The following is a 15,881-nucleotide window of genomic DNA, read 5'->3' on the forward strand; positions in this document are numbered from 1 at the left end:
CCTCACTGCATTCCGCCAGCGATTGGAGGGGGCACAGCACCCTTCTCCCATACGCTGCACTTTACGGATATACGCCCCATCATCCTTGTCCATAGCCATGGCACAAAGATAACGGGCCCGTTCCGCAGACCAGAACAACTCAGGACAACGATCGGTGTAGCCATGATGATGGATGGACTGGTCGCATGGATAATCCAGACAACACCAGCCGCATCCTACGCAGGGCTCACTGTTTGTTTCTAACGTATCGGAGGCTTTCTCAACTGAAGGGCTGAATCCGGTTTGATACGATTCAACCATGGAGCGTCCTGTAGCCGCACGGGCTTTGGGAACGCATTAGAAAATCAGATTGGGGGATAGAAGGTAAACAACTCTCCGCGCCAGCGAAGAAAACGATAAACTCCGTTTCGGAATGGTGCGCCAATGTCATTCTGCTCCCTTTTCGGGGCCGAAGGTTGTGCACCCTCTGTCAGACAGGGTAGCTGACAGCCTACCAGCAGCAGCCGGGGAAGACCAGAGAATTCCCGCTGCACCATTCCAACACAGAGGGCAGGGAAAACCCTGCCCAAAATGAGTTCCAGCCCGGAGTGCTGGAGCATCTTATGTCGCCTCAGACGGGTTTGCCAAACCGCCATAAGGAGAACGGCAGCAACGTGCAGTACAACTGCATGCGGAAGGTGTCGCTACCGCCTTTCCCCGTACCGTGTCACGCAGGAAAAGCAAAGCGAAAAAACCCGATGCAGAAAGAGAGGTGCCCCCGCTGCCAGATACAATAATTACCTTGAGTAGCGCACCTTCATGACCAGAATGGATGCGGCCAGCACAAAGGTTATACCGTTAGCAACGATAACGGGAATAGATTTGATGCCTACCCCATAGAGGAGCCACAAGAATACACCAAGCGTAAGCGATGCATAGGTGACAAGGGAGATGTCGCGTACGGACTTGGTACGCCACACCTTCACCACCTGCGGCAGAAAGGCAAAGGTGGTAAGACAGGCAGCCACGGAGCCGATAAGCTCGATCATTTGCGGCGAAACCATGAACGGACCTCCACTCCGGGATAATGCCTGTATTTAGCGCTAAGTCGGAACAGCTGCAAGACGGTAAGGCATTCCGTTTCGACACACTTCCGGCTATACTGAAAAATGCAGACGGTCTTCACGCTGAAACAACTCAACAGGCGGGACAGAATATGCAGCCAGATTCACCCCCATCCATTCTTGTTACCGGTGCCACCGGCTATGTCGGCGGCAGGCTTGTCCCACTACTGCTTGAACGCGGCTATCATATACGTGCCCTGGTGCGCTCTGCCCGCAAGCTTGCCTCCCGTCCGTGGGCGGCCCACCCCCATCTGGAAATCGTCGAAGGCGACCTGCACGACGAAAACAGCCTGCGCAAGGCCCTGCATGGCTGTGATGTCGTGTATTACCTTGTGCACTCCATGACCTCAAGACATCACGATTTCAAGGATGCCGACCGCAAGGCCGCCTACAATATGGTCCGCGCCATTAAGCACAGCTCTGCCAGACGCATCGTATATCTGTCCGGCCTGGTACCCGATGACCGCAACTTGAGCCCGCATCTCAAGTCCCGGGCTGAGGTGGCCGAAATCCTGGCCCTCTCCGATGTCCCGGTAACTGTTCTGCGGGCGGCACAGATCATTGGCTCCGGCAGTGCCTCATTCGAATTGGTGCGCTATCTTGTAGACAGGCTGCCAGTCATGATTACTCCCAAGTGGGTTCACATGCAGTGCCAGCCCATCGCCATTTCCAACGTGCTCGAATATCTGGCCGGGGTATTGGAAGTGTCCGAAACAACCGGGCGCACCTACGACATCGGCGGGCCAGACATTCTGACCTACAAAGAGCTTTTTGACTTGTATGCAGACGAAGCAGGGCTGCCCAAACGTGCCATCATCCCTGTCCCCGCCCTCACGCCCGCACTCAGTTCCCTTTGGCTGAATCTGGTCACCCCTGTACCCACGTCGCTGGCCCGCCCGCTGGTCGAGGGGCTGCGCAACAGGGCGGTCTGTTCGGAAAACACCATACAGGTACTTGTTCCACAAAAGCTGCTTAGCATGCGCGAGGCCGTTCGACTGGCCTTGGATCGTATACGCCAGCACACGGTGCCAACCTGTTGGAATGATTCCGGCACGCCCCCGATACCCGAATGGATTACCTGCGGAGACGCGCCATTTGCTGGCGGCACCATTCTCTACAGCGCCCATGAGATCAGCCTGCACGCCACAAGGGATGAGGTATGGCTCCCCATTCAACGCATCGGAGGAGAAACCGGCTGGTATCAGAGCGATTTGCTGTGGCGCTTACGCGGATTCTTGGACAAGCTGATCGGAGGGCCGGGACTGCGGCGAGGCAGAAGAAATCCCGAAGAATTGCTGGTGGGCGATGCGCTTGATTTCTGGCGGGTGCTGGACATCCGTCCCGGCAAACGCCTTCTTCTGCAGGCGGAGATGCGCCTGCCCGGCGAGGCATTACTGGAGTTCAGACTTGAAGATATTCACGGCAACCCCCTTCAGCAAACGCCGGACAATATGACAATGCCCACAGGGACGAGACTGATCATGATCGCCCGCTTCCTGCCGCGAGGTCTCGCCGGGATACTCTATTGGTATGCGATGTATCCCATCCACCTGATCATCTTTAACGGCATGCTGAGAGCCATTGCCCGTAAAACCGGCAAGGATATCATTCTCGGACCACAAAACTATAAAGACAATGATGCCGGAGAGTGCAGACTGTAACCTGATGCGCAGACTCAGAACGAAAGGAGCACACCAAAAGCTGACAGGCCGGTAGCGGGCAATAGCAAACTCATGCGTGATTATAATCTATTTGCGGTTAAGCCATAGCCAAACCTTGTTTTCATTTCCCCAGTCCCCTGTTATGATTACGAAGGATTTACTGGAGGTTCCCTGATGCTTGACCTGTTTCTGCCGCTTGCTTTCATGCTGTCCCCGGGGGCGCTAGTTGCGGTTGGCAACGGCTCCGGATTGACCGGCATGCTGTTCAGTCTTTTTCTCCTTGTGGCTATGCTCTGTGCACTTACCACCGTCAACGGCATGGGAGCGGTGCAGGACGGCAACAAGGCCCACAAGTTATTCAGAGCGTACGGGCTTGGAGTAATCAATGCAGCACGTATCCTCGCCCTAGTTACATTGGGAACCCTCTGGCTTTCCGAAGCCGGTTACAGCTTCAATGAGCTCTTTGCGAGCTGGTATCCCAACCTTGCCTTCTCCTTCACCCTGCTTGCGCTCATAGCTGCGGGCTCACTTATGGCCCTTACCCCTCGCGGTGTGATTCTATACATTGCCACGCTCATCGCGCTGGCAGCCGTAGGTTACATCGGTGCCATGGCTACCCAACCGCACGGCATGGAAGGCCTGTTCCCGACCATGTTCCCCCAGAGGACACCTCCCTTCTTTCCGACAGGCGGCGACCCGCTTAAGGGAGCTTATCTGGCCCTGCTGGCCCTGCTCGGCTTTGACCTTGCCTCCCGACCGGATGCTGGTAAGGGAGCACAACGGGCCCTTATGGCACTCATGATTGCTGTCTGCGTATTTGTCGTCTACCAGTGGGGCAGCCTTAGCTCTGCCGATCCGCTGGATCTGTCCAGTTCAACGGTTCCGCACATTCTCATGGCTGGCATTGCCCTTGGCGACAAGGGGCGGCAGATAATGGGAATTGCGGTCGTGTTCGGTACCTTTTCAGCAATCCTGTCGCTGCTTATAGCCACTACAAGGCAGTTGCAATTCGTCTTGAGAAAACCGGACAATGATGTCCTTCGCAGACAGTTGCATGTTTTGCTCTGCCTCTCCATTGCGGCCCTGCTTGCCTTTGGCTGGGCGGGAGAACCCCGCCTTGAGAACCTCATCAACGCCGCGTTGCTCTGCTGGTTTGCCGGTTACCTGCTGATCAACCTTTCCTTGTTGCTGAAGGGGCAAACACCTCCTCTGGCCATCCTCGGCATGCTTGTCTATCTCTTTGCATCATGGATGACCTTCTCCCGCAGCGACGATCTGGAACTACTTGCCTACACTACTGGCGCCATAGCCTTTGCAGGATTTGTTTTCGCTTTCGGTTATGCCAAGTCCCCCACTCAGACTGAACCGCCGAAGGGTGCTGCTCCTCAGGCTGAAAACAAGCAAGCTGATGCATGATCGCAACGCCTGAGGCTTCTTATTATCACGTAGCGAAATAGCAAAGGCTGTTTGCCACATACGGATTCTATGCTACATTTGCAGGCATCTCCGTTTTTAACGGCCCCTTATTGGGAGGTGCACCATGCAAGGCAAAATTCCAGGCATTCTTTGGGCAACCCTGATCTTCATTCTCTCATTTACTGTGCTGAGTGTTCAGGCTGCAGATGTTCCCAGAATATCTACCGACGAGGCTCTCACCAAGCTTGAAACAGCCGTGATTGTTGACGCCCGCAGCGGGGCAGATTGGAGCGGCTCAACGTTGAAGATCAAGGGAGCCATTCGGGGCAGTTTGAGAGATGTTGCCATGTGGTCCGTGGCCATTCCCAAGGATAAGGAAGTTATTGTCTACTGCGCCTGACCCAATGAATACACGAGCACCCGTGTGGTGCTTGCGCTTCAGGAACTGGGCTTCACCAATGCAAAAGCTCTGCTTGGCGGATGGCACAAATGGCACCGGGATGGGCTACCGACAGAGAATAAGTAAAATGTGTGCGGGAGATGTGTTCATTACACGAGAAACGTATAGCCCCGGATTTAGATGATCCGGGGCTTTGTATTTGAGTTTAAAATACAGAAAGCGGCAGGCTAAGCATCTCAATCTTTCAATCATGGGCAGATTATAATCCATTGCAGGATTGAGGCCTCACCAGACAGAAAAACTCCGGCCCTCATCGGTTACCGGAGTTTTCGTTCTGGAAATAAGTCTTGGCGGTGGCCTACTTTCCTGACCGAATGGAGTAGCCTGCCCCTTACTGTGCGCGGGATCAGGCCTCGGCTGCGCAGGAACGCGGTCCCTGCTTGCCTCCCTGTCTTTGCGCATACCGATCGCTGGCGGAAAAATAGGCCGGGAGCCATAAATAGAAAAACTCCGGCCCTCATCGGTTACCGGAGTTTTTCGTCTTGGAAATAAGTCTTGGCGGCGGCCTACTTTCCCACCAGCTCCCTGGCAGTATCATCGGCGATGGCGGGCTTAACTTCCGAGTTCGGAATGGGATCGGGTGTACCCCCGCCTCCATGACCACCAAGACAAAATTCTCGGGTCAGCTGCATGTACCGGAAAGGCGAGCGGTATATGCCCCACTGCCACATCAGCTTACAGCCGAGACCCAAAATTTGTGTCGCACATGCAGTGCGCTCTCATAATTAGAAAAACTCCGGCCCTCATCGGTTACCGGAGTTTTTCGTTCTGGAAATAAGTCTTGGCGGCGGCCTACTTTCCCACCAGCTCCCTGGCAGTATCATCGGCGATGGCGGGCTTAACTTCCGAGTTCGGAATGGGATCGGGTGTACCCCCGCCTCCATGGCCACCAAGACAAAGTTCTCGGGTCTGCGTCTGTCGGGAAGGCGAACGGTATTTACCCCGTTGCCACATCGGCGACTTGACCCAAAATTTGAATCAAATAGGGAGGAAAGGAAGATTTTAGTAGAAAAATAAGGCGCACGGACTATTAGTACCGGTAAGCTGAATGCATCGCTGCACTTACACCTCCGGCCTATCAACCAGGTGGTCTACCTGGGTCCTTTAGCTCTTGCGAGAGGGAGACCTTATCTCAAGGCAGGCTTCACGCTTAGATGCTTTCAGCGTTTATCCCTTCCGAACGTAGCTACCCTGCTATGCCGTTGGCACGACAACAGGTCCACTAGAGGTTCGTCCACCCCGGTCCTCTCGTACTAGGGGCAGGCCCTTTCAAGTCTCCTACGCCCACAGCAGATAGGGACCAAACTGTCTCACGACGTTTTAAACCCAGCTCGCGTACCACTTTAAACGGCGAACAGCCGTACCCTTGGGACCTGCTTCAGCCCCAGGATGTGATGAGCCGACATCGAGGTGCCAAACCGCGCCGTCGATGTGAACTCTTGGGCGCGATCAGCCTGTTATCCCCGGCGTACCTTTTATCCAATGAGCGATGGCCCTTCCACTCGGAACCACCGGATCACTAACACCGACTTTCGTCCCTGCTCGACATGTCTGTCTTGCAGTCAAGCTCCCTTATGCGTTTGCACTCAACGGCTGGTTTCCAATCAGCCTGAGGGAACCTTTGCATGCCTCCGTTACTCTTTAGGAGGCGACCGCCCCAGTCAAACTACCCACCAGACACTGTCTCCGAGCCGGATAACGGCATCGGATTAGAGCCTTAGATTGGCAAGGGTGGTATTTCAAGGATGGCTCCACACACACTGGCGTGCACGCTTCAAAGCCTCCCACCTATCCTACACATGCCAACCCAAAACCCAATGTCAAGCTATAGTAAAGGTGCACAGGGTCTTTCCGTCTTGCTGCGGGTACACGGCATTTTCACCGCGACTTCAATTTCACCGAGTCTCTGGTTGAGACAGTGCGGAGATCGTTACACCATTCGTGCAGGTCGGAACTTACCCGACAAGGAATTTCGCTACCTTAGGACCGTTATAGTTACGGCCGCCGTTTACCGGGGCTTCGATTCAAAGCTTCGCTTGCGCTGACCTCTCCTCTTAACCTTCCGGCACCGGGCAGGTGTCAGTCCCTATACATCGTCTTACGACTTAGCAGAGACCTATGTTTTTAGTAAACAGTCGCCACCGCCATTTCTCTGCGGCTCTTCAGTGCTGTACGAGTAAATCAGACACACTAAAGAGCACCCCTTATCCCGAAGTTACGGGGTCATTTTGCCGAGTTCCTTAACCAGAGTTCTCTCGAGCGCCTTGGATTACTCATCCCGCCCACCTGAGTTGGTTTGCGGTACGGTCTGCGTGAACTAAACTTAGAAGCTTTTCTTGGAAGCATGGACTCGGCAGCTTACGGCCATACGGCCACCGCATCGTGTCTCAGCCATAAGGAAGACGGATTTGCCTATCTTCCAAGCCTACACACTTGCACCAGCTAATCCAACAGCTGGCCTGCGTATCCTTCTCCGTCCCTCCATCGCACATTCACACAGGTACGGGAATATTAACCCGTTTCCCATCGGTTACGCATTTCTGCCTCACCTTAGGGGCCGACTAACCCCGGGAAGATTACCTTTACCCGGGAAACCTTGGGCTTACGGCGAACAGGTTTTTCACCTGTTTTATCGTTACTCATGTCAGCATAATCACTTCTCTACCGTCCAGTTAGCCTTACGACACACCTTCAACCAGTAGAGAACGCTCTCCTACCACTTGATAAATCAAGTCCGAAGCTTCGGTACCATGCTTAGCCCCGTTACATTTTCGGCGCAGAATCTCTAGACCAGTGAGCTATTACGCTTTCTTTAAAGGATGGCTGCTTCTAAGCCAACCTCCTGGCTGTCTGTGAAATTCCACCACCTTTTCCACTGAGCATGGATTTGGAGACCTTAGCTGTCGGTCTGGGCTCTTTCCCTCTCGACTACGGCCCTTCTCAGTCGCAGTCTGACTCCCGAGGAGCATTTATGCGGTATTCGGAGTTTGATAGGGTTTGGTAAGCTGGTGAGCCCCCTAGCCCTGTCAGTGCTCTACCCCCGCTAAACTCCCTCGAGGCTATACCTCAATATATTTCGGAGAGAACCAGCTATCACCGGGTTTGATTGGCCTTTCACCCCTATCCACAAGTCATCCAAATCGTTTTCAACCGATACTGGTTCGGTCCTCCACTCAGTTTTACCTGAGCTTCAACCTGCTCATAGATAGATCACCCGGTTTCGGGTCTACTCCACAGTACTTGTCGCCCTTATCAGACTCGCTTTCGCTACGGCTCCACTTTCGCTTAACCTTGCACTGTAGAGTAACTCGCTGACTCATTATGCAAAAGGCACGCGGTCACATCTCAAGGATGCTCCCACAGCTTGTAGGCAAATGGTTTCAGGTTCTATTTCACTCCCCTAACAGGGGTTCTTTTCACCTTTCCCTCACGGTACTGGTACACTATCGGTCGCCAGAGAGTACTTAGCCTTGGAAGATGGTCCTCCCAGATTCCCACGGGGTTTCACGTGTCCCGCAGTACTCAGGTACGGCCTACGCTGTGTTCAACTTCAGGTACGGGGCTTTCACCCTCTATGGCCGAGCTTCCCAGCTCGTTCCCCTATTTACTAACAGATCGATGATGGCCGCCCTACAACCCCGACTGGTCGAAACCAGCCGGTTTGGGCTAATCCCCGTTCGCTCGCCGCTACTGAGGGAGTCTCGTTTGATTTCTTCTCCTCCGGGTACTGAGATGTTTCACTTCCCCGGGTTCGCCTCCAAGAGCCTATGTATTCAGCTCAAGGATAACCGGACATGACTCCGGTTGGGTTTCCCCATTCAGAGATCAGCGGATCAAAGGATGTTTGGCTCCTCCCCGCTGCTTATCGCAGCCTACCACGTCTTTCATCGCCTTCTGGCACCAAGGCATCCACCAAATGCCCTTAATAACTTATTTTTCTTAGACTTCCTTTCCGTCCCTATCGATTGTCAATGAGCAGAGGCACAAAAGCCTCAGCCAAGTTGATACTTGGATTGCAGGCACCATGATTCACGGTGCGAACTATCAAACATCTACTTGTAAAAGAGCGAATCCGATCCATCAGAGGTTTTAAGTGGTGGAGATGAACGGGATTGAACCGATGACCCCCTGCTTGCAAGGCAGGTGCTCTCCCAGCTGAGCTACATCCCCACTTGGTAAACCTCTTCCCCGTTACCAGTTGCGCCCTCATTTCGTATGAGGCAGGTAACGCACCGACACTCTCGTATCGGTGTTAATACACTATTCAGTGTTATTATGGGAGTTGATGGTGGGCCTAGGAAGACTTGAACTTCCGACCTCACGCTTATCAGGCGTGCGCTCTAACCAGCTGAGCTATAGGCCCATCGAATTTCAAAGAACTTCAGAGCGAAGCTCCTTGCAATTAAATAGCGAGTTGGACAAATTTCCTTAAAGGAGGTGATCCAGCCGCAGGTTCCCCTACGGCTACCTTGTTACGACTTCACCCCAATCATTAGCCCTACCGTAGGCGGCTGCCTCCCTTGCGGGTTAGCTCACCGATGTCGGGTAGAACCAACTTTCGTGGTGTGACGGGCGGTGTGTACAAGGCCCGGGAACGCATTCACCCCAGCATGCTGATCTGGGATTACTAGCGATTCCGACTTCAAGGAGTCGAGTTGCAGACTCCTATCCGGACTGAGACGCGCTTTTTGGGATTGGCTCCACCTCACGGTATCGCTGCCCTTTGTACGCGCCATTGTAGTACGTGTGTAGCCCTAGGCGTAAGGGCCATGATGACTTGACGTCGTCCCCACCTTCCTCCCGGTTAACCCGGGCAGTCTCCCTAGAGTGCCCAGCATCACCTGATGGCAACTAAGAATAGGGGTTGCGCTCGTTGCGGGACTTAACCCAACACCTCACGGCACGAGCTGACGACAGCCATGCAGCACCTGTCTCCTGGTTCTCCGAAGAGCACCCTTCCTTTTCGGGAAGGTTCCAGGGATGTCAAGCCTAGGTAAGGTTCTTCGCGTTGCATCGAATTAAACCACATACTCCACCGCTTGTGCGGGCCCCCGTCAATTTCTTTGAGTTTCAGCCTTGCGACCGTACTCCCCAGGCGGGATACTTAACGCGTTAGCTACGGCACCGAAGGTCAAGCCCCCGACACCTAGTATCCATCGTTTACAGCGTGGACTACCAGGGTATCTAATCCTGTTTGCTCCCCACGCTTTCGCTCCTCAGTGTCAGTATCGGTCCAGGTAGTCGCCTTCGCCACTGGTGTTCCTCCAGATCTCTACGGATTTCACTCCTACACCTGGAATTCCACTACCCTCTCCCGAACTCTAGCAATGCAGTATCAAGTGCAATTCCACGGTTGAGCCGTGGGCTTTCACACCTGACTTACAAAGCAACCTACGAGCGCTTTACGCCCAGTGATTCCGATTAACGCTTGCACCTTCCGTATTACCGCGGCTGCTGGCACGGAATTAGCCGGTGCTTCCTCTGAAGGTACCGTCAGCTGCGAAGCGTATTATTCTTCGCAGGGTTCTTCCCTTCTGACAGGAGTTTACGATCCGAAAACCTTCATCCTCCACGCGGCGTCGCTGCGTCAGGGTTTCCCCCATTGCGCAATATTCCCCACTGCTGCCTCCCGTAGGAGTCTGGGCCGTGTTCCAGTCCCAGTGTGGCAGGCCACCCTCTCAGGCCTGCTACTCATCGTTGCCACGGTAGGCCGTTACCCTACCGTCTAGCTAATGAGACGCGGACTCATCTATGGGCAGTAGCATGCAAGCAGAGGCCACCTTTAACGTTGCCATATTATCCAGTATTATCAGTCGTTTCCAACTGTTATTCCAGACCCATAGGTAGATAATCCACGCGTTACTCACCCGTGCGCCACTGTACTCATTCCCGAAGGAACTTTCTCGTTCGACTTGCATGTGTTAGGCACGCCGCCAGCGTTCAATCTGAGCCAGAATCAAACTCTCCAGTTTAAATCTGTGTCTTCATGATTAAGGGGGCTAATTCCCTCAATCACGCTAGCTGATATCTTTCTGTCCAACTCGCTATTTAATTGTCAAAGAACCTCAAGTTCCGCCGATCTTCCGACCGAGAGAGGCGCTCGCTTTCAGCAAGCGCGAGATGGCGTTCTGCACCATTCTCTTTCCCGTGTCAACCACTTTTTGTTTTTTCTTTCAAGTGGCGTCGATCTCGTTTCGGCTGTAAAAAGAACAACTCCGCCAGACAGCTGCAAGGCTTTGCGGCCTTGTTTTCAGCGCCGTCCGTCGAAGCGAGAGCGGTTCTATGCAAAACCCCCTCACTCGTCAACCCATTTTTTATCTTTTTTCATTATTCTTCTGCAACACACTGAAATCACAAAAAAAAGGGGCTTCCGCCCCTTTCCCATTCAAGACGTCTCTTACTATTATAATACAGGCGGCACCACTGTGCCGTCAGCCACCATGGCTTCCACCTGCGCCACGTCCTTGTCGCCGCGACCGGACAGGTTCACCAGAATGATGGTATCCTTGCTGAGAGTAGGCGCAATACGTATGGCATGCGCCAACGCATGCGAAGATTCCAGCGCCGGAATGATACCTTCCATACGGGAAAGCATGAAGAAGGCGTCCAGCGCTTCCTTATCGCTGGCATGCACATATTCGGCCCTGCCCGCGTCCTTCAGGTAGGCATGCTCAGGACCAACGCTGGGGTAGTCCAGACCGGCCGAGATGGAATACACCTCTGCGGGCTCACCCTGTCCGTCCTTGAGCATATAAGAATTGAATCCGTGCATGACACCGGGCTCACCAAGACACAGGGTTGCTGCATGCTGGCCGTACTCAAGCCCGCGACCGGAAGGCTCAACACCCACCAGCTTGACGGACGGATCGCCGATGAACTCCGCGAACAGGCCGATGGCATTCGAACCGCCACCTACGCAGGCCACGCAGTAGTCGGGCAGGCGGCCTTCCGCTTCCTGCATCTGACGCTTGGCTTCACGACCGACAATAGACTGGAATTCACGCACGATGGCAGGATACGGATGCGGTCCCACGGCGGACCCGAGCAGATAAAAGGTGGTGTCTGCCTCCTGAACCCATGCGGCAAGGGCTTCGTCAACGGCTTCCTTCAGGGTCTTCTGCCCGCTCTGTGCGGCAACGACCTTGGCGCCCATCATCTGCATGCGGAACACGTTCAGCTTCTGACGCTCCACGTCCACTGCGCCCATATAGATGGTGCACTCCATGCCCATAAGCGCTGCCGTAGCCGCAGTGGCCACACCATGCTGACCGGCGCCGGTCTCGGCGATGATCTTCCGCTTGCCCATGCGCTTGGCCAGAAGAATCTGACCGATGGTATTGTTCACCTTGTGTGCACCAAGGTGGTTCAGGTCTTCACGCTTGAGATAGATCTTCGCGCCGCCAAGCTTCTCCGTCAGGTTGGAGCACAGATAGACCGGGGTCTCACGACCGGAAAACTGCTTCAGGTAGTAGTTGAATTCACGGAGGAATTCTGGATCGTTGCGATACTGTTCGAACGCGGCCGCAAGTTCATTCAAAATGGGCTTGAGCGGCTCGGGTACGAACTGGCCGCCGAACTCGCCAAAGAAACCATCAGCATTGGGAAGGGTAGCAGAAGTAGACATTGCATAATCTCCTTTCATGTTGGCAGAGTACCGGCCAAAAAAAAACGCGGCCAGTTTTTGACTGCCGCGGTTAGCATTTTACGTTGTCCGTTTCACTCTTCGCAAAACAATAACGTCCCCACGGCGCTGATTACCAGCGCCACCACCAGTTGCGAAGAGAGAGGAAACAGGCAGGTACGTTATTCATGAGCAAGCTTGTAATGTCGTTTTAACATCCTTGTCAAGCGAGTCTCGCGCACAAGCCTGCCTGAAGGTTCCACACCGCGCCAGCTCTAGCTTGAGCCCCCAGCATGACTACCTGACAGTATCATCCCGGCACACCCGTTCTTATTGCAATTTTGTAAAAACACACATACACCTTAACCCGCTGGTGTGAATGCTTGCTTCACCAAACGTTATCCGGGGAAGCACGGCAAACACCGGACGGACACGATCCGTGCGCACAACAGATTTGCGCACATGCAGTCAGGAACCATTATAAGGGAGTGTGTCATCCATGAAAAAGGCGTTTCATCTCGCCATTGCGTTACTCGTCCTGGTCAGCTCCGCACTTCCGGCCTTTGCCGGATACAAGCAGGAGTACAAGCTCAGTGTGGTTCCGGGTGCAACTTCCGGCTGGGGGCTTTCTGCCACCTACTTTGCCGACCTTGTCGCCAAGAAGACCGACGGCCGCATCGTCATCAAACCCTATTTCGCCAGCCAGCTGCTGGCGGGCAAGCAGACTTCGGAATTCCTCATGGTCCGCAACGGCGCCATCGACTTCGCCCTTGCCTCCACCATCAACTGGTCGCCCCAGATCAAGGAACTGAACCTGCCCGCCCTGCCCTTCATGCTCGCCATGGAGCCCGACCGCTACAAGGCGCTGGACGCCATTGAAGCAGGCAAAGCCGGCAAAATGATGATCGACGCCATTGAAAAGAAGGGCGTGAAGATCATTGGCTGGGGTGAAAACGGCTTCCGCGAGCTGACCAACAGCAAGCGCCCCGTTGCCACCCCCGCAGACCTGAAGGACCTGAAGATCCGCGTTGTGGGCAGCCCCATCTTCATCGACGCCTTCAAGGAACTTGGTGCCAACCCCGTGAACATGAACTGGGCGGAAGCCACCACCGGCTTCCAGCAGGGCGTTGTTGACGGACAGGAAAACCCCGTGAACGGCATCTGCATTCCCGTAAAGATCTGGAACTATCACAAGTTCCTGACCAACTGGCATTACCTGATCGACCCCCTGCTCATGGGCGTGAACCCCAAGGTCTGGGCCTCTTTCACCCCCGAAGACCAGAAGATTCTTCTGGAATGTGCAGCAGAAGCCGAACGTTACAGCAAGGCCATCGCCCGCATCGGCATGGATAACGGCGAATCCCTCGCCTACCTGAAGAGCATCAACATGGTGCCCGAGATCGCTGATCCCTTTGCCTTCCTCGAAAGCAACGGAATGACGGTCATCCAGCTCACCCCGGAACAGACCAAGGCGTTCCATGACGCCACGGCCGCTGTTCGCGAACGCTGGATTCCGCAGATCGGCGAAGACCTCGTCAAGGCTGCCGAAGCCGACATGGCTTCCGCACGCTAACACCACGCCCAGCGGGACGGAATGACGATGTCTTCCGTCCCGCTGATTTTCCGTTTGCCGACACTGCACCGCAGAAAACGGCAACACCAGATATCCGCCCGCGCACTGAGGATTCGAAACATGATCAAATTTGTATGCGAGCGGTTCGAGGAACTGCTCGGATCGGCTCTGCTGTTCGTCATGGTGAGCATTGCCTTCATCAATGTAATCACCCGCTATTGCATCAAAATGTCTCTCGCCTGGACCGAAGAAATCACCGTGAACCTGTTTGTGTGGGTAGTGCTGCTGGGGACGGCGTTCGCCTTCCGCAAGGATAGCCACCTGGGCGTGACCATGTTCTACGACGCCCTCCCCAAATGGGGACAGCGCATCTGCTACGTGGTGTTTCTCGCGGCATCGCTGGGCTTTTTCGCAGTCCTCTTCTATCTGGGACTTACGGAAGTGCGGGACGAAATAGACCTTGAAGTCACCACCGAATCCCTCGCCATTCCCGTGTGGTGGTACACCATTGCCACTCCTGCCTTCTCCCTGCTCATCATCATCCGCATACTCCAGCGCGTGTGGCACGACTGGCGTAACGGCAACATATAGGGAGAAACACCACCATGGAATCACTGCTGCACGATCCGGCCTTCTGGGCCCTGCTGCTCTTCATCGTTCCCCTGCTGCTGCGCGTGCCCATTGCCGTGGCCCTTGGCGGCGCAGCGCTCGCAGTGGCGTGGCACTGGGATCTCGGCTACGAGATGCTTTCCTACAATTTCTATGCTGGCGTGGCCAAGTTTCCCCTGCTGGCCATTCCCTTCTTCATTCTCGCGGGCATCATCATGGAGAAGGCGGGCATTGCCTCCCGCATCGTGGACCTGATGAAGGCCCTTGTGGGCTCCATGACAGGCGGCCTGGCCATTGCCACCGTTGCAGTCGCCACCTTCTGGGGCGCGGTTAGCGGCTCCGGCCCCGCCACCGTGGCCGCACTGGGACTCATCCTCATTCCCGGCATGGCCTGCGCGGGCTATGACAAACCCTTTGCCACGGCAGTGGTTTCTGTCACCTCCGGCCTTGCCATCGTCATCCCCCCCAGCATCGCCTTCATCGTGTACGGCGGCGTGGCCAACGTCTCCGTTCCCGCCCTGTTTGCCGCAGGCTTCATTCCCGGCATCGTGGTGGCGCTCTGTATCGTCATCGCCGTGTGGATCATCAGCCACAAGAAGGGGTACCGAGGCAGCTGCGAACCGAATGCCCCTTCCGTGGGACAGGCCTTCAAGCGCGCCTTCTGGGGCGTCATGACGCCGGTCATCATCCTTGGCGGCATTTACGGAGGCGTATTCACCCCAACGGAAGCCGCAGCCGTTGCCGTATTTTACGGCCTGTTCGTGGGCATATTCATCTACAAGACCATCCGGTCCGTGAGTGAACTCTTCGAAATCTTCGCCGCCACGGTACACGGCACAGCCGTGGTCATGATCGTGGTTACCTGCGCCGGTCTGTTTTCATGGGTGGGTTCCACCGTGGGACTCATCGAAAAGGCCTCCTCCGTGATGCTGGGCATTTCACAAAACCAATGGATCATCCTGTTCATGATCAACATCATCCTGCTGCTGGCGGGAATGGTGCTGGACGCCATATCCATCTATTATGTGTTCCTGCCCATCATGCTGCCGCTCATCGCGCACTTCGGCTGGGACCCCATATGGTTCGGCGTAATGATGACCATCAACCTCGCCATCGGACAGGTAACACCGCCGGTGGCCGTCAACCTCTACGTGGGGGCCAACATCTCCGGCCTGACCATGGAAGAGATAAGCAAACCGGCCCTGCCGCTGATTCTGGCCGCGCTCATCGCACTGACCATTGTGGTGGCCTTCCCCTCCCTGTCCACCTTCATGCCCACCATGCTGGGCCTGAGCGGATAACAGCACAAACAAAGGCCGGAGGATTTCTCCTCCGGCCACAGACTGCTTACAAAGTCATTTCTGGTAGTTATTGGCTCCGCCGGGCAGGAACCTAACGTTCCTGCACCTCGTATAAGCGATGAAAATCCGTTTGTTAC

Annotated in this window: 8 protein-coding genes, 2 tRNA genes and 4 rRNA genes; 6 read left to right on the plus strand and 8 right to left on the minus strand. The window is 54.9% G+C overall.

Translation table 11 applies throughout. The features are described from left to right. Positions 1–776: 776 nt before the first annotated feature. Positions 777–1,043 carry a SemiSWEET family sugar transporter gene (locus N1030_RS11515; RefSeq protein ID WP_265825630.1) on the minus strand — a complete coding sequence of 89 codons (267 nt, stop codon included), beginning with the start codon at positions 1,041–1,043 and terminating at the stop codon, positions 777–779. Positions 1,044–1,195: 152 nt separating this feature from the next. On the opposite strand from N1030_RS11515, the gene N1030_RS11520 reads away from it, so the two are divergent. From N1030_RS11520 to N1030_RS11530, 3 genes are all read left to right on the plus strand, one after another. Further along, positions 1,196–2,764 (plus strand): SDR family oxidoreductase, encoded by a 1,569-nt coding sequence (locus N1030_RS11520; RefSeq protein WP_265825631.1) that lies wholly within the window; start codon positions 1,196–1,198, stop codon positions 2,762–2,764. Between the two features lie 174 nt (positions 2,765–2,938). Then, positions 2,939–4,180 carry a hypothetical protein gene (locus N1030_RS11525; protein WP_265825632.1) on the plus strand — a complete coding sequence of 414 codons (1,242 nt, stop codon included), beginning with the start codon at positions 2,939–2,941 and terminating at the stop codon, positions 4,178–4,180. A gap of 124 nt (positions 4,181–4,304) precedes the next feature. After that, positions 4,305–4,580: a rhodanese-like domain-containing protein gene (locus N1030_RS11530; protein ID WP_265825633.1), complete on the plus strand. Its 276-nt coding sequence runs from the start codon at positions 4,305–4,307 to the stop codon at positions 4,578–4,580. Between the two features lie 553 nt (positions 4,581–5,133). On the opposite strand, the gene rrf (N1030_RS11535) is transcribed toward N1030_RS11530, so the two are convergent. From rrf (N1030_RS11535) to trpB, 7 genes are all read right to left on the minus strand, one after another. After that, positions 5,134–5,248: ribosomal RNA gene (rrf, locus tag N1030_RS11535) — 5S ribosomal RNA — on the minus strand. A gap of 171 nt (positions 5,249–5,419) precedes the next feature. After that, positions 5,420–5,534: ribosomal RNA gene (gene rrf / locus N1030_RS11540) — 5S ribosomal RNA — on the minus strand. 115 nt (positions 5,535–5,649) lie between these two features. Continuing rightward, positions 5,650–8,576, minus strand: a 23S ribosomal RNA gene (locus N1030_RS11545). A gap of 158 nt (positions 8,577–8,734) precedes the next feature. Continuing rightward, positions 8,735–8,810: transfer RNA gene (locus tag N1030_RS11550), tRNA-Ala, on the minus strand. Between the two features lie 116 nt (positions 8,811–8,926). After that, positions 8,927–9,003 (minus strand) — tRNA-Ile (locus N1030_RS11555). A 67-nt stretch (positions 9,004–9,070) separates the two neighbouring features. Continuing rightward, positions 9,071–10,612, minus strand: a 16S ribosomal RNA gene (locus N1030_RS11560). The 16S, 23S and 5S rRNA genes sit together here with 2 tRNA genes alongside, the layout of an rRNA operon. A gap of 431 nt (positions 10,613–11,043) precedes the next feature. Next, positions 11,044–12,264: a tryptophan synthase subunit beta gene (gene trpB / locus N1030_RS11565; RefSeq protein ID WP_265825634.1), complete on the minus strand. Its 1,221-nt coding sequence runs from the start codon at positions 12,262–12,264 to the stop codon at positions 11,044–11,046. 496 nt (positions 12,265–12,760) lie between these two features. Between trpB and N1030_RS11570 the strand changes: the two genes are divergently transcribed. The 3 genes from N1030_RS11570 to N1030_RS11580 all read left to right on the plus strand — a co-directional run bounded on the left by N1030_RS11570 (position 12,761) and on the right by N1030_RS11580 (position 15,744). After that, positions 12,761–13,834 carry a DctP family TRAP transporter solute-binding subunit gene (locus N1030_RS11570; protein WP_265825635.1) on the plus strand — a complete coding sequence of 358 codons (1,074 nt, stop codon included), beginning with the start codon at positions 12,761–12,763 and terminating at the stop codon, positions 13,832–13,834. A 120-nt stretch (positions 13,835–13,954) separates the two neighbouring features. After that, positions 13,955–14,425 (plus strand): TRAP transporter small permease, encoded by a 471-nt coding sequence (locus N1030_RS11575; RefSeq protein WP_265825636.1) that lies wholly within the window; start codon positions 13,955–13,957, stop codon positions 14,423–14,425. A gap of 14 nt (positions 14,426–14,439) precedes the next feature. Further along, complete coding sequence (locus tag N1030_RS11580) at positions 14,440–15,744, plus strand: TRAP transporter large permease (protein WP_265825637.1); 1,305 nt, start codon at positions 14,440–14,442, stop codon at positions 15,742–15,744. Positions 15,745–15,881: the final 137 nt, after the last annotated feature.

It is taken from the genome of Desulfovibrio mangrovi (assembly GCF_026230175.1).
GTDB classification, from domain to species: Bacteria; Desulfobacterota; Desulfovibrionia; order Desulfovibrionales; family Desulfovibrionaceae; genus Halodesulfovibrio; species Halodesulfovibrio mangrovi.